Origin of the sequence: Pseudarthrobacter oxydans, from assembly GCF_030812335.1 — a bacterium.
GTDB classification, from domain to species: Bacteria; Actinomycetota; Actinomycetes; order Actinomycetales; family Micrococcaceae; genus Arthrobacter; species Arthrobacter oxydans_B.
This window is the reverse complement of record NZ_JAUSSN010000007.1, coordinates 109,782-124,120: the sequence shown is the minus strand read 5'-3', so window position 1 is coordinate 124,120 and position 14,339 is coordinate 109,782. Positions and strand designations below refer to the sequence as shown.

At 68.9% G+C, this 14,339-nt stretch carries 9 protein-coding genes; 4 read left to right on the top strand and 5 right to left on the bottom strand.

The window, feature by feature from the left end; translation table 11 throughout:
• The first annotated feature begins 37 nt into the window (after positions 1-37).
• Positions 38-3,670 carry a S41 family peptidase gene (locus J2W14_RS13075; RefSeq protein WP_307463053.1) on the top strand — a complete coding sequence of 1,211 codons (3,633 nt, stop codon included), beginning with the start codon at positions 38-40 and terminating at the stop codon, positions 3,668-3,670.
• A 135-nt stretch (positions 3,671-3,805) separates the two neighbouring features.
• Here the strand turns inward: J2W14_RS13075 and J2W14_RS13070 are convergent, their stop codons facing one another.
• The 5 genes from J2W14_RS13070 to J2W14_RS13050 all read right to left on the bottom strand — a co-directional run bounded on the left by J2W14_RS13070 (position 3,806) and on the right by J2W14_RS13050 (position 10,055).
• The gene (locus J2W14_RS13070) at positions 3,806-4,234 is read right to left on the bottom strand and encodes an OsmC family protein (RefSeq protein WP_307463050.1); all 429 of its coding nucleotides are present in this window, start codon (positions 4,232-4,234) and stop codon (positions 3,806-3,808) included.
• Positions 4,235-4,438: 204 nt separating this feature from the next.
• Positions 4,439-4,789, bottom strand: coding sequence for a hypothetical protein (locus J2W14_RS13065; protein WP_307463048.1), 351 nt, complete (start codon positions 4,787-4,789; stop codon positions 4,439-4,441).
• 182 nt (positions 4,790-4,971) lie between these two features.
• Positions 4,972-6,765 carry a 2-oxoglutarate dehydrogenase, E2 component, dihydrolipoamide succinyltransferase gene (sucB, locus tag J2W14_RS13060; protein ID WP_307463046.1) on the bottom strand — a complete coding sequence of 598 codons (1,794 nt, stop codon included), beginning with the start codon at positions 6,763-6,765 and terminating at the stop codon, positions 4,972-4,974.
• Positions 6,766-6,890: 125 nt separating this feature from the next.
• A complete protein-coding gene (gene lpdA, locus J2W14_RS13055) occupies positions 6,891-8,276 on the bottom strand; it encodes a dihydrolipoyl dehydrogenase (RefSeq protein ID WP_307463044.1) in 1,386 nt (461 codons plus the stop codon).
• 252 nt (positions 8,277-8,528) lie between these two features.
• Positions 8,529-10,055 carry a leucyl aminopeptidase gene (locus tag J2W14_RS13050; protein ID WP_307463042.1) on the bottom strand — a complete coding sequence of 509 codons (1,527 nt, stop codon included), beginning with the start codon at positions 10,053-10,055 and terminating at the stop codon, positions 8,529-8,531.
• Between the two features lie 291 nt (positions 10,056-10,346).
• Between J2W14_RS13050 and J2W14_RS13045 the strand changes: the two genes are divergently transcribed.
• The 3 genes from J2W14_RS13045 (at position 10,347) to J2W14_RS13035 (ending at position 14,209) form a co-directional block, all read left to right on the top strand.
• Positions 10,347-11,285, top strand: a complete 939-nt coding sequence (locus J2W14_RS13045) for a proteasome assembly chaperone family protein (RefSeq protein WP_307463040.1) — start codon at positions 10,347-10,349, stop codon at positions 11,283-11,285.
• A 35-nt stretch (positions 11,286-11,320) separates the two neighbouring features.
• The gene (locus tag J2W14_RS13040) at positions 11,321-12,652 is read left to right on the top strand and encodes an MFS transporter (protein WP_307463037.1); all 1,332 of its coding nucleotides are present in this window, start codon (positions 11,321-11,323) and stop codon (positions 12,650-12,652) included.
• Between the two features lie 138 nt (positions 12,653-12,790).
• Positions 12,791-14,209 (top strand): DUF4192 family protein, encoded by a 1,419-nt coding sequence (locus J2W14_RS13035; RefSeq protein ID WP_307463035.1) that lies wholly within the window; start codon positions 12,791-12,793, stop codon positions 14,207-14,209.
• Positions 14,210-14,339: the final 130 nt, after the last annotated feature.

Sequence of the window (14,339 nt, the reverse complement as noted above, 5' to 3'; positions counted from 1 at the left end):
CCCGGGCGGGAGGGCCCGTCTTGACTATGATCTAACGATGACCTCTTCGAGTTACTTCCGTTTCCCGCATCTGCACGGCGATCTGGTCACCTTCGTGGCCGAGGACGACGTCTGGATTGCGCCCCTCGGCGGGGGCCGCGCCTGGCGCGTTTCCTCGCTGCAGCTGCCGGCCCGCAACCCCCGCTTCACGCCGGACGGCAAGCGCCTGGTGTGGACGGTCGTTCAGGGGACGGCCCCGGAAGTTGTCACGGCGGACGTCGACGGCGGCGGCTACCGGCAGTTGAGCTACTTCGGCCACGCGACCACCAAGGTCAAGGGCTTCACCCCCGACGGCGACGTCCTGGTCACGAGCGCCTTCCGCCAGGCCGACAGCCGCCTCGCCCACGCCTACAGCCTGCCCGTCACCGGCGGCTGGGCCTCCGAGCTTCCGCTGGGCCCGGTGGAGTCCGTTGCATTCGGCCCGGTAGTCGGCGACGAACGCCCCGTCGTCCTCGCCAGTGTGCTCTCCCGTGAACCCGCGTGGTGGAAGCGCTACCGCGGCGGCGCTGCCGGCAAGCTCTGGATCGACGCCGACGGAAACGGCGAATTCGAACGCCTCGCCGCCGAACTGGACGGCAATCTGACCGACCCGATGTGGGTCGACGGCCGGATCGCCTTCCTCTCCGACCATGAGGGCTATGGCAACCTCTACTCCGTGCTGCCCAACGGCTCCGAACTGCGCCGCCACACCGACCACGAGGACTTCTACGTCCGGCACGCCGCCACCGACGGCCGGCGTGTCATCTTCGAATCCGCCGGTGAGCTGTGGCTGCTCCCGGACCTCGGCTCGGAGGCCATCAAACTTGAGATCTCCCTGGGGTCCGCGTCCCAGGCCCGCCGCGGAGCGCCGTTGAAGCCGTCAAAGCACCTCGGCGATGTGGTTCCGGACCGTACCGGCGGCTCGAGCGCCGTCGAGTCCCACGGCACCCTGCACTGGCTGCGGCACAAGGACGGCCCCTCGCGGGTCCTGGAAGCCACCCCCGGCGTCCGGGCCCGCCTGCCCCGCCCGTTCGGCGCGGGCCGGATCGCCTACGTCGCCGACCATGACGGCGTCGAAGCCCTGTACCTGAAGGCGATCGCCGCGCCCCTGGAGACCGGATCCGTGGATTCCAAAAACAACGATGCCGGAAACACGGATTCCGCAAATCCCGCAGGAAACCCCGCCGGGCACGAGTCCGGGGGGCAGCCGGCCGCGCCGGCCGTGCAGAAGGCAGCCCATTCGGGCGGGGATTCCGATGCCGGCACACCCCTGCCCAGCCCGGTCCCGGCCGCGGCCAGCGCCCGTCCGGGCACCGTAGCCGCCGTCCCGGCAGCGCATCTGGTCACCCCGGACGACGCTGCAAGCCCGGCCACCCCGGCCACCCCGGACGACGCCGGTGCTGCCGACACCGCCGGGCCTGCGGACGGCAACGTCCCGGCGCGGCAGGAACCGTCCGGCCGCCTGACCAGGATCGATTTCCCCAAGCCGACCAGGGCCAGCGCCATCGAGGCCAGCCCGGACGGCAACTGGATCGCCGTCGGCACCGCCTTCGGCGACATCTACCTCGCCGACACCCGGACCGGGGCCCTGTCCCTCGTGAGCAGCATCGGCGAGGGCAGCATCGAAGGCTTCAGCTGGTCCCCGGACTCGGCCTGGCTGGGCTGGTCCGAGCCGGTGACGTCCTTCGGCTCCCGCAGCCGGCTGCGCCTCACCGGCGTGGACAATGCCGGCGCCGCAGCGGACGGGAAGCGCACCATCATCGAGGTCACCGACGGGCGCTTCCGCGACGAATCGCCGTCGTTCACCCCGGACGGCAAGTACCTGGCATTCCTCTCCAACCGCAGCTTCGACCCGGTCTACGACGGTCACTCCTTCGACCTGTCCTTCCCGAGCCCGATCAAGCCCTACCTCGTGGCCCTCGCCGCGGACACCCCCTCGCCCTTCGGCCCCAGCGTGGACCTGCAGGACGACGCCGGCGCCGGCGCGGATGCCAAAGCCGAGGGTGCCGACAAGGACCAGGTGCCCGCGGTCCGGGTCGACGCCGAAGGCCTGGCCCACCGCGTCATCAGCGTGCCGGTACCGCAGGGCAACTACTCCGCCCTCACCGCTACCGACGGGGCCCTGCTCTGGCTCGACCACGAGCTTTTCGGCGTCACCGGCGACGGCCGCGCCAGCCTCGAGGACAAGAACGCGGCGCCCTGCCTCGTCCGCTTCGACCTGGCCCGGCGCAAAACCACCACCATCGTGGAGGCCCTGGACAGCTATCGGCTCTCCGGCGACGGCGAGAAGGTCGTCATCCTGCAGGACAAGCAGATCCGCGTCTCGCCCGCCAACGCCAAAGCGGACGAGGAATCCGGGCAGCTGGTCAAGGTCGACCTCAGCCGCATCCGCGTGCAGCTCGACCCGCTCAGCGTCTGGGGACAGGCCTTCGACGAGGCCTGGCGGCTCCAGCGCGACTTCTTCTGGACCGAGGACATGGCCGGGCAGGACTGGGACTCGGTGCACGCCCGCTACCGTCCGATCGTGGACCGGCTCGGTTCGCACGACGACCTCGTGGACCTGCTGTGGGAGCTCCACGGTGAACTGGGAACCTCGCATGCCTACGTCCGTCCGTTTGCTGTCACCGAGAACGGCAGCAACGGCCAGGGCCGGCTCGGCGCGGACCTTGCCTTCACCGGAGAGGGCTGGGAGATCACCCGGATCCTCGCGGGGGAGTCCTCAGACCCACTCGCCACCTCGCCGCTGACCCGCCCCGGCGCGGACGCGAAAACCGGCGACGTGCTGCTGGCGATCGACGGCGTCGAACTGACCGAAGTGCGCACGCCCGCCATGCAGCTGGTCGGCGCCGCGGGACGCGCCGTCGAGCTCACGCTGCGCAACGGCGCCGGGCACGGCAGCCAGGCAGGGAAGCAGCGCCGTGTGGCCGTGGTCCCGGTCAAGGACGAGGAACGGCTGCGGTACCAGGAATGGGTGGCCGCGAACCGCCGGACCGTCCGGCAGGCCTCACAGGGGACCTTCGGCTACCTGCACATCCCCGACATGATGGCTAACGGCTGGGCCCAGCTGCACCGCGACCTCGACACCGAGACGGCCCTTGACGGGCTGATCGTCGACGTCCGCCGCAACCGCGGAGGGCACACCTCCCAGCTCGTCGCGGAGCTCATCGGCCGCAAGGTCACCGGCTGGAGCATGCCGCGCGGGGAGCGGCCGCGGACCTACCCGCACCACGCACCGCGGGGACCGGTCATCATCCTGACCGATGAATTCGCCGGGTCCGACGGCGACATCATCACCCAGGTCTCCAAGCTGCGGGGGATCGGCCCGGTCATCGGCACCCGGACGTGGGGCGGCGTCGTCGGGATCGACAACCGCTTCGCCCTGGCCGACGGGACCGGAGTGACCCAGCCGCGCTACGCCACCTGGTTCTCCGGCGGCGTGGGCTGGGGGGTCGAGAACTTCGGCGTAGCCCCGGACATCGAAGTGACTTTCCCGCCGCACGCGTACGCCGCCGGCACCGACCCGCAGCTGGAATACGGCATCGGCGCCCTCAAGGAAATGATCCAGGAGCTGCCCACCGACCGGCCGCCCCTGCGCGAGGGCTACCGACAGGTCCGGCCCGCCCCGCTGCCGGCCCGCCAGCCCGGCAACTAGGCCCAGCGCCCGCTGCCAGCCCGGCAACTAGGCGGCAGCGCCCGCCGCGGCCCACCCACGGCGCGTCCGCCCACGGAGAAGGCCCCCGTTCCCTTGGTCAGGGAACGGGGGCCTTCGCCGTTAATGCGTCGGAAGCTAGGAGGCCAGGGTGGCGTCCAGGGTGATCTTGAGGCCGGTGAGGGCGCCCGAGACGGGGCAGCCCACCTTGGCTTCCTCGGCGATCCGCTGGAAATCGTCTTCCGTGATGCCGGGGATCCGCGCGTTGACGGTCAGGTGGCTGTCGGTGATGCCGGTACCGGGCACGAAGGTCACATCGGCCTTGGTGTGAACTTCCTCGGGGGTGTGGCCGGCCTGCGCGAGGGCATGGCTGAACGCCATGGAGAAACAGGCCGAGTGTGCTGCGGCGATGAGCTCTTCGGGGCTGGTCTTGCCCTCGGAGGCCTCGGTGCGCGCCTTCCAGGTGACATCGAAGTTACCCAGGCCGGAGCTGTCCAGCGTGGTGTTGCCTGCGCCCGTCATCAGGTCGCCGTTCCATACAGTGTGTGCGGTGCGTGTAGCTGCCATGTCCACTCCTCAAGTTTGTTGAAATCCCACAGACCCGGCGAAACCGGATCATGCCGTGTCCCATCCTAGGGATTCGGCGCCTCCGGCGCACCGGTGTCCGCTCTCGGAGGATTATGACCACGTGCCCGGACGACGACGGCGACGCACCCCCGCGGGGGTACGTCGCCGTCGTTGCCGGCAGGAGAGCTGTTGCCAGCGGGCGGGCTACTGCCAGAGGGTGGCGATGGCCACGTTGAGCAGGGCCAGGCCGCCGACGGCGTGCGCGAGGCCGTTGCCGACCTCCTCGCCCTTCTTGTACTTGCGGCGGCCGATGAAGGCCAGAACGGCCACGGCCAGGGCCACGGCCAGCTTGATGCCGAGCTTGGCGTAGTTGGCATCCATGTCCAGGGCCGGGATGAGCCCCATCATGGCGATGCCGGTGAGCAGCTGCAGCATGGCGCCGTCGAACTGGCGCGGGTGCACGGTGGGCTGTTTCATCTGGCCGATCCAGATGCCCACGATCATGGCGGCTCCGACGATGTGCAGGAAGACCATGAGGTTATAAACGATATTCATGGCCCCAGTCTAGCCAGAACATTCTACGCTCCGTAGTAAGACCCGCCCGGTCCGGGAACGCGCCCTGCCGGCCATTAACGCGCCTGCCGGCCAACAAAAACGGCGACGGCGGCGCGGGTTCCAGTGGTTTCCCACCGGTGTCCCGCACCGCCGTCGCCGTCGGTGTTCCGTGCCCTTGGAGGCTAGAGCCCCAGGTCGGCCTCGAAGGCGCCTTCCTCAAGGCGTGCCTTCAGCGTCTGCAGGAAGCGTCCTGCGTCGGCGCCGTCGACCAGACGGTGGTCGTAGGTCAGGGAGAGGTACATCATCGAGCGGATGGCCAGCGAGTCATCGCCGTTCTCATCGGCGACGACGACAGCCCGCTTGACGATCGCCCCGGTGCCGAGGATGGCAACCTGCGGCTGGTTGATGATCGGCGTGTCGAAAAGGGCGCCCACGGAACCGATGTTGGTGATGCTGAAGGTTCCGCCGGAGAGCTCGTCCGGGCCGATCTTGCCGTTGCGGGTGCGGTCCGCAACGTCGGCGATCTTGCCGGCCAGGCCGGCGAGGTTCAGGTTGCCGGCGTCGGCGATAACCGGTACCAGCAGGCCCTTGTCCGTGTCCACCGCAATCGCCAGGTGCTCGGCGTTGTGGTACGTGATCTCCTGCTTGTCCTCGTCGTAGGAGGCATTGACCTTCGGGTGCTGCTTCAGGGCCTCGGCCACAGCCTTGGCGATGAAGGGCAGGAAGGTCAGCTTGGAGCCGTTCTGGGCCTGGAAGGAGTTCTTGGCCTTGGCGCGCAGCTTGGCGACCTTGGTCATGTCGACCTCGTGCACCTGGGTCAGCTGGGTGGAGATGTCCAGCGACTCGCGCATACGGCGGGCAATGACCTGGCGGATCCGAGGGGCCTTCTGCACGGTGCCGCGCAGCGACGACTGGTCAGCGGAGGGACGCGCCGCCGGAGCAGCGGACGGAGCCGGGGCAGCCGCAGCGGGCGCCGGGGCGGCCTTGGCTTCTGCCGCCGCCAGCACATCCTGCTTGCGGATGCGCCCGCCGACGCCGGTGCCGGAGAGCGAGGAGATGTCCACGCCCTGCTGGTTGGCCAGCTTGCGGACCAGCGGGGTGACGTAGCCGGACTCCGCGGCCGCGGCGGCCGGAGCAGCAGCTGCGGGCGCAGCCGGGGCGGCTTCCGCTGCCGGCGCGGGGGCTTCCTGCTTCGGTGCTTCCTGCTTCGGAGCCTCCTGCTTCGGTGCCTCCTGCTTCGGAGCCTCAGCCGGGGCGGCTTCATGCTTCGGGGCTGCTGCCGCTTCCTTCGGGGCTTCCTTGGCGGGAGCCGCCGCGGGAGCCGCGCCGGAACCGATCACGGCGAGGACCGAACCGACCTCGGCCGTCTCATCCTCGGCGACACGGATTTCCTGCAGGGTGCCGGCGACCGGTGACGGGATCTCGGTGTCGACCTTGTCGGTGGACACCTCCAGCAGCGGCTCGTCGACCTCGACGGTGTCGCCGATGCTCTTGAGCCAGCGGGTGACGGTGCCTTCGGTGACGCTCTCGCCCAAGGCGGGCAGCGTGACCTCGTGGCCTTCGCCGGCAGGAGGAGCGGCCTCGGCGGCGGGTGCTTCAGCTTCGGCGGAAGGTGCTTCCGCTTCGGGGGCCGGAGCTTCGGCGGCGGACGGGGCCTCGGCGGCGGGCGCTTCAGCCTCAGCTGCCGGCGCTTCCTCGGCCGGTGCCTCGGCGGCGGGGGCTTCGCCCGATCCGGCGGAACCGGAGCCGATGCGCACCAGCGGTGCGCCAACTTCAGCGGTCTCGTCTTCGGCGACGAGGATTTCCTCGATCACGCCGGCGATCGGAGAGGGGATCTCGGTGTCTACTTTGTCGGTGGAAACCTCGAGCAGCGGCTCGTCCACCTCTACCCGGTCACCTACCTGCTTGAGCCAGCGGGTGACGGTTCCTTCGGTGACACTCTCACCGAGGGCGGGCAAGTTAACGGATTCAGACATGTCGTCCCCGTTCTCCTTATTGATCTTTGTGCGGATGATTGCTGCCTTGGTCGAGCTTAGTGCACCCGGCGTTTCGGGCCGGGTGCACTAAGCACGAAGTTCTTGCGGTGGTGCGGGCGGAACTGTTAGCCGTGCAGGGGCTTGCCGGCCAGAGCCAGGTGGGCCTCGCCCAGGGACTCGTTCTGGGTCGGGTGTGCGTGGACCAGCTGGGCCACGTCCTCCGGGTAGGCTTCCCAGTTCACGATCAGCTGGGCCTCGCCGATCTGCTCACCCATGCGGGCGCCGATCATGTGGACGCCGACGACGGGGCCGTCCTTCTGGCGGACCAGCTTGACCAGGCCGCTGGTGCCCAGGATGGAGCTCTTGCCGTTGCCGGCGAGGTTGTATTCCTGGGTCTGGACCTGGTCGTCACCGAACTTGGCCTTGGCGGCCTTTTCCGTGTAGCCCACCGTGGCGATTTCCGGCTCGGAGTAGGTGACCTTGGGGATGTTGACGTCTTCGACGACGACGGGCTTCAGCCCGGCGATTTCTTCGGCGACGAAGATGCCCTGCTGGTAGCTGCGGTGTGCCAGCTGGACGCCGGGGACGATGTCGCCCAAGGCGTAGACATTGCCGACACCGGTGTGGAGGCGCTCGTTGGTGATGACGAAGCCGCGGTCGATGGTGACGCCGGCTTCCTCGTAACCGAGGTTGGCCGTGACCGGACCGCGTCCAACGGCGACGAGCATGAGGTCCGCTTCGAAGGTCTTGCCGTCCACGAGGGTGACCTTGACGCCGTCGGCGTTCTGCTCAACACCCTGGAAGAAGGTGCCGGTGGAGAACTTGATGCCGCGCTTCTTGAAGGCACGCTCGAAAGCCTTGACGATCGTCGCGTCCTCGTTCGGGACCAGCGAGGGCAGGCCCTCGATGATGGTGACGTCGACGCCGAAGGACTTCCAGACCGAAGCGAACTCGACGCCGATCACGCCGCCGCCCAGGATGATCGCGCTCTTGGGGATGAAGTCCATGGTGAGGGCTTCGTCGGAGGTGATGACCTTGCCGCCGATTTCCAGCCCCGGCAGCGAGCGGGAGTAGGAGCCGGTCGCGAGGACAATGTTCTTGCCCTTGTACGCGGTGCCGTTCACGACGACGGTGTCGGTGCCCTGGAGCTTGCCTTCGCCCTCGATGACGGTGATGCCCTTTTTGCCCTTGATGAGGCCCTGCAGACCCTTGAACTTGCCGGCAATGATGCCGTCCTTGTAGGCGTTGACAGCGGTGATGTCGATGCTGTCAAGGGTGACGTTGACGCCGTACTTCGCCGAGTCACGGGCGTGGTCGGCCAGTTCCGCCGAGTGCAGCAAAGCCTTGGTGGGGATACAGCCGTTGTGCAGGCAGGTCCCGCCCAGCTTGCCCTTTTCGATCAGGCCGACGGTGAGGCCGAGCTGAACGGCACGCAGGGCAGTTGCGTAGCCGCCGCTGCCGCCGCCGAGTACCAGGATGTCGAATTCTTGCGCAGTTGCCTGATCGGCCACTAAAACGCTCCCTCGCGTGAACGATGACACGAGAGTACGCATCATCTGGTCTTGGAACTTCCCTGCCGTGATTATGCCAGCAGGTAAGCTCCCTTTCATTTGTGACTACCGGTGTTCACCTTAGCGAACCACTAATACATGCTCCACCTTGCCGTGGCGTTTGTGGAGCGCTTGTGTCCAGAGTCACGCGGCCCTTGTGGCCGGGGCAGGTTGCCCGGCCACCAGCCCGCGCGACGGCTGGGCGGATTGCGCCTAGGCGGTTTTGGCCGAAATGTCCTCGACGTAGGCCACCAGCGTGCGCACGGTGCAGCCCGTCCCCTGCTTGTGGTTGTAGCCGTAGGGGCTGCCGTTGTTGAACGACGGGCCGGCGATGTCGATGTGGGCCCAGGGGATCGGCTCGCCGTCCCTGCCCTTGCCCACAAACTCGCGCAGGAACACGGCCGCCGTCATCATGCCGCCGTGGCGTTCGCCGATGTTGGCGATGTCCGCAACCTGCGAGTCCAGGCTGGGGCGCAGCTCTTCGGGCAGCGGCATCGGCCAGACCAGCTCGCCGGCGCGGTCCGCGGCCGCCTTGAGCGGGCCGGTGACGGAGTCGGCGCCCATCACGCCGGCGGTACGGTTGCCGAGGGCGACCAGCTGCGCGCCGGTGAGGGTGGCGACGTCGATGATGGCGTCCGGGAACTCCTGGCTGGCGGCGACGATGCCGTCCGCCATGACGAGCCGGCCCTCGGCGTCGGTGTTGAGGACTTCGACGGTCTTGCCGCCGAACATGGTGAGCACGTCGGCCGGGCGCTGCGCGGCGCCGGAGGGCATGTTCTCGGCGATGCAGAGCCAGGCGGTCGCCTTGACGGGCAGGCCGAGGCCGGCGATGGCCAGCACGCTGTTAAGGACGACGGCGGCGCCCGCCATGTCGGACTTCATGTCGCCCATGCCGAGGGCCGGCTTGATCGAGATGCCGCCGGTGTCGAAGGTGATGCCCTTGCCCACGAGGGCGATCTTGGCGGTGGCCCGGGCGGGGGAGTATTCGACCTTGACCAGGCGCGGCTGCCGGGTGGAACCCTTGCCGACGCCGAGGATGCCGCCGAAGCCTTCCTTTTCCAGGCGCTTTTCGTCCCATACGGTGACCTTGACGGGCAGCCCCTTGGACAGTTCCTTGGCGGCGTCCGCGAAGGATTCGGGGTAGAGGTGGCTTGGCGGCTGGTTGACCAGGGAGCGGGTCGCATTGACGGCTTTGCCGATCAGGGCGGCACGGTCCAGTACCGGCTTCAGGGCCCTGTTGGCGGCAAAGTCCGTGACAATCACAACGTTCTTCACCGGATCCTTCAGGTCATCCTTGGAGGAGCGGTATTCGGTGAAAGAGTAGGCGCCCATCGCCGCGCCCTCGGCGACGGCGGCAACGTCGCCGAGCGACGCCGTCGGAAGGGCCAGGGTGACGGTGCCGACGCCGGCCAGCTGGCGGACCGCCGAGCCGGCGGCGCGGCGGAGCGCCTCTTCGGTGAGGGGCTGCGCGGCGGAAATCTTTCCGACACCGGCGAGCACGAGGACTTTCGCGCCGGATTCGCTCAGGCCCGGGAGGCGGTGGGCCTGGTCGGCTGCGCCGGTGATGCCAAGAACACTCAGTGATTCCGCCAGGGCTTCGGCGGCTTTGGCCGTCAGGGGGTTGCTGAGCAGGACAGGGCCGTCCGTGCCCTGCCCGACGCCGATGACAAGGGCGTCGCTGGGGGACTTCTTCAGGTCCCCTGCGACTGCACTAAGTTTGACTTCAGTATTCTTGACCACGAGGACAGTCCTCAATTCTCTGAGTTTTTACGGCAGGAACTGCATGTTCGGCGCCCTGCCTTGGAACCTGGGCCGCTGCCGGTTTGAGACGTAACCCAAGTGTCTTCAAGCCGTCATAAGGCCAGCTCCGATCGTAGTCTCTCCGCGGCGCGGGTGTTCAATTGAATGAGAGCTGGAGCACACCCCGATCAGGAATGCCCCGGCACTCCGCCGTGTTGTACCCCATATCAGCGCCGGCGCCCCTGCAGGGCACGTCCGGCTGCCCACTAACTACGACGAAAGGAACATGCCGTGCTTGAACGGATTTCCGGCTCCCTGCTGGACCCCGAATCGCTTTACCTGCGTGATGACGCGCTGTTCCACAGCCCCGAATTGCAAGGGCTGAACCTCGTCATGGGCTTCACCGGGTTCGCCGACGCAGGACACGTCGTCCGGCAGATCACCGCCGAACTGCTGGACACCCTGGACTCCGAAATGGTGGCCGAATTCGACGCCGACCAGCTGATCGACTACCGGTCCCGCCGCCCGCAGATCAGCTTCGTCGAGGACCACCTGCAGGACTATCAGGCGCCGCGCCTGGCGCTCTACCGCCTGGTCGACGGGCTGGGCAGCCCGTTCCTGCTTCTCGCCGGATTCGAACCGGACCTGCAGTGGGAGCGGTTCGCGCGCGCCGTCGTGGGCATCGTCGGGGAACTGGACGTCAACCTCGTCACCTGGATCCATTCCATCCCCATGCCGGTCCCGCACACCCGTCCCGTCGGAGTGACGGTGCACGGCAACCGCCCGGACCTCATCGAGGGCATCTCGGTGTGGAAGCCCACCGTCGAGGTGCCTGCCGCCGTCGGCCACATCCTGGAACTCCGGCTCACGGAGGCCGGCCGCAACGTCGCCGGCTACGTGATGCACGTGCCGCACTACCTTGCCGAAGCCGAGTACCCGACGGCGGCCGTCGCCGGACTCGAATACCTTGGGGCTGCCACCTCGCTGATGCTGCCCGCCGACCGGCTCCGCGAAGCGGGCCGGGATGTCGGACGCCAGATCGCCGAGCAGATTGAGGCTTCGGAGGAGGTACAGCAGGTGGTCTCCCGGCTCGAAACCCGGTACGACGAGAACGCCGAGGGAACCGTGCGGCGGTCCCTGCTCGCCGATGAGAACGACCAGCTGCCCAACGCCGATGACCTCGGGGCCGCCGTCGAGGCCTACCTGGCCCGTAAAGAACCCGGCGAATAAATACTATTTCTATCTCTGCTGGGCATAATGGAAGTGTGACTTTACCCCGCGCCTGGCTGATCTGGATCGTCGGGGTCTTCGCGTACCTTGTGGCGGTCAGCCAGCGCACCTCGTTCGGTGTGGTGGGGCTGGAGGCCACGGAACGCTTCCACGCCAGCGCGGCCGAGATCTCCTTCTTCACCGTGCTGCAGCTCCTCGTCTACGCGGCCCTGCAGATTCCGGTCGGCATCCTGGTGGACCGCTTCGGCTCCCGGGCCATGATCGCCGGCGGCGCCGTCCTGATGGGCCTGGGGCAGCTCCAGCTGGCCTTTGCTGAGAACATCCCCGGAGGTGTGCTGGGCCGGGTCCTGGTGGGCGCCGGCGATGCGATGACGTTCATCGCAGTGATCCGGCTGATCCCGATCTGGTTCGCCGCCGCCCGCGTTCCTCTGCTCACCCAGCTGACCGGAATGTCCGGCCAGCTCGGCCAGCTTTTCAGTGTGGTGCCCTTCGCCATGATCCTGCACCTCGCCGGCTGGACCCCCGCGTTCCTGACGCTCACGGCCATGTCCGTCCTCGCCGTGGTCCTCGTGCTGGTCCTGCTCCAGGACCGGCCGCCCGGGCACCCGGCACCGGAACCGTCCCAGGGGCTGCGCGCCACCGGGATCTCCATCTCCCACGCCTGGCGGCAGCCCGGCACCCGGCTGGGGCTCTGGAGCCACTTCACGGTCCAGTTCAGCGGCACCGTCTTCGCGATGACCTGGGGCTACCCCTTCCTGATCTCGGCGCAGGGCCTGGAGACGCCGGCCGTTTCTGCGCTGATGACGCTGTACGTGGCCGCGGCCATCGCCGCCGGTCCGCTGATGGGCAGCTTCGTCGCGCGGCACCCGCTGCGGCGCTCCACCATGGTGCTGCTGATTTCCACCGCCACCGCCGCGGCGTGGGCGGCGGTGCTGCTTATTCCGGGTCGCTCCCCGCTGTGGCTGCTGGCCGGGCTCGTGGTGGTGCTCGCCATCGGCGGCCCCGGTTCCATGATCGGCTTCGACTTTGCCCGCACCTTTAACCCGGCCCACCGGATCGGCACTGCGACCGGGATTGTGAACGTGGGCGGCTTTATCGCCTCCCTCATCGCCATCTACCTGATCGGCCTGGTCCTTGACGTGCTGCACGCCACCGGCTTCTCGCAGGGCGAGCTGTACGGGCTCGATCCGTTCCGGATCGCCCTGAGCGTGCAGTTCCTGCTGCTGGCCGGAGGAGCCGGAGCCATCGTTGTCAGCCGCCGAAAGGTGCGGAAGCAGATGGCGGCCCAGGGGGTCCGGGTGCCGCCGCTGCTGGCGGCCCTCGCCGAACAGCGCCGGCGCAGTGCAGAGCGGCGCCGCACGCCCTGACACGGGGACCTGGCCGCCTCCCGCCGTTGTCCACCCGCGTTGTCCACTCGTGTTATCCACTCGCGTTGTCCACCCGCGTTATCCACATAGGACAGGCCGGCCCTAACGCGGGCGTGTCCGGGCCGCGAAGCTGGCTTCATGACAGCTCCCGATCACCTGAGAATCACCGGCCCGGAGGACATCCTCGGGTTCATCCCGCATTCCCTGGGCTACTGGCCGGCCCGCAGCCTCGTCGCCATAACCATGCAGGGCAAACGGCTCGGCGCCACGCTGCGGGTTGACCTCCCGGGCGACGGCGGCAGCCCGGACTGGTCCGGCACTCCCGGGCCGGCAGGCTTTGCCCGTTCCGTGGCGTCCTACCTGGCGGCCGACGCCGAGGCGGACGGCTCGCTGCTGGCCCTCTTTACCGAAACCGACGGGGACGGCGCGCCGTGGGGGGAACTCCTGGCGGCGCTGGAAAACACACTGGCCGACGCGGGCATGCCCGTGCGGGACGCCTGGCTCGTCGGTGCCGACTACTGGCGCAACGCCTACTGCCTGGACCCGTCGTGCTGCGCACCGCCCGGGCGTCCCGTGGAGGAGATCAGGAACAGCAGGCTCAACGCCGAGATGGTCTACCGCGGCAGCACCGTGGGAGCGGCTCCCGGCGCCGCAGTGCTCAAGCCGCCGCCGGGTCCGCCGGATCCCGCCGTGCTGGAGGCCCAGCGGGAGTGGACGCAGCTGTTCTCCGCCCTCGTGCGGGACAGGCGCCAGTTCAGCCAGGTCTTGGACGTCTGGGCGCGGGTGCTGCAGGCCCACGCGCCGACACTGTCCACGGCGCTCACAGGCTACCTGCGCGCATCCCTGTGCGTTCCGTCCTGGCGCGACGCCGTGCTGGTCATGGCGGCTGCCGGGGCGGAGGCCGCTGAGCGCGGAGCCGACGAGTTCGGTGTGTTCCACGGCGGGCCACCGGATCCCGGAGGGGAAGGTTCCCTGCCTGCCTCCGAACAGTCTTCGCGGCCGCTGGCTCCATTGCCTCCGCTGGAAGGCTTCCCGCCGCGCGGCCCGGCCCCCAGTCGACAGGGCTCCGGTGGAGCGAGCCTCAGGGGAGAGGCGCCCAGGGGAGAGACGCCCCGGGGAGAGACGCCCAGGGGAGAGACGACCATGGGACGGGGCCCCAGGGGAGGGGGCCCCAGGAAAGGCGTCGCCGGCCGAGCGGGAGGCGGCGGCGGTGCCGGCCACCAGCGGCCGGAGGTTCCCGGCTACGGTGAGGTCCTGCTGGGTCTGGCGCCCCCGCTGCCGGACTGGGCCTTGATGGCACGCCTGGACCGGGTGCTGGAGCAGTTGTGCGCCGCCGGCGGTGAGGCGGGAGCCGCCGCATTGACCGGGCGGGGCTGGATTGAGTGGTGCCGCGGCAAAGGATCCTTTGCCGATGCACTTTTCCGCCGCGCCGACCAGGAGCTCCCGGGCTACCGGCTGGCCGAACTGCTCGCGGAACTGGTCCGCCGCGGGACGCTCTGCGGTTGGGCGGCCAGGAGGGAGGCGGCCTGGCAGCGGTTCGAGCCGGACGTTGCCTGACACCAAGCCAACGCCGGGCCGCGGCGGCGGCGGCGCCGCCGCCGCCAGCCGGGCGGGCGCCGCCCGATATCCCGGCCCCGCGCCCTGCGTCGGTCCCGATTGAGAAAACCGTGAGACAATGGTTGCCGAG

Coding starts and splice junctions, on each gene's coding strand:
- sucB (WP_307463046.1), bottom strand. CDS start 6,765: ATGTCTGAATCCGTTAACTTGCCCGCCCTCGGTGAGAGTGTCACCGAA.
- J2W14_RS13035 (WP_307463035.1), top strand. CDS start 12,791: ATGACAGCTCCCGATCACCTGAGAATCACCGGCCCGGAGGACATCCTC.
- J2W14_RS13070 (WP_307463050.1), bottom strand. CDS start 4,234: ATGGCAGCTACACGCACCGCACACACTGTATGGAACGGCGACCTGATG.
- J2W14_RS13075 (WP_307463053.1), top strand. CDS start 38: ATGACCTCTTCGAGTTACTTCCGTTTCCCGCATCTGCACGGCGATCTG.
- J2W14_RS13065 (WP_307463048.1), bottom strand. CDS start 4,789: ATGAATATCGTTTATAACCTCATGGTCTTCCTGCACATCGTCGGAGCC.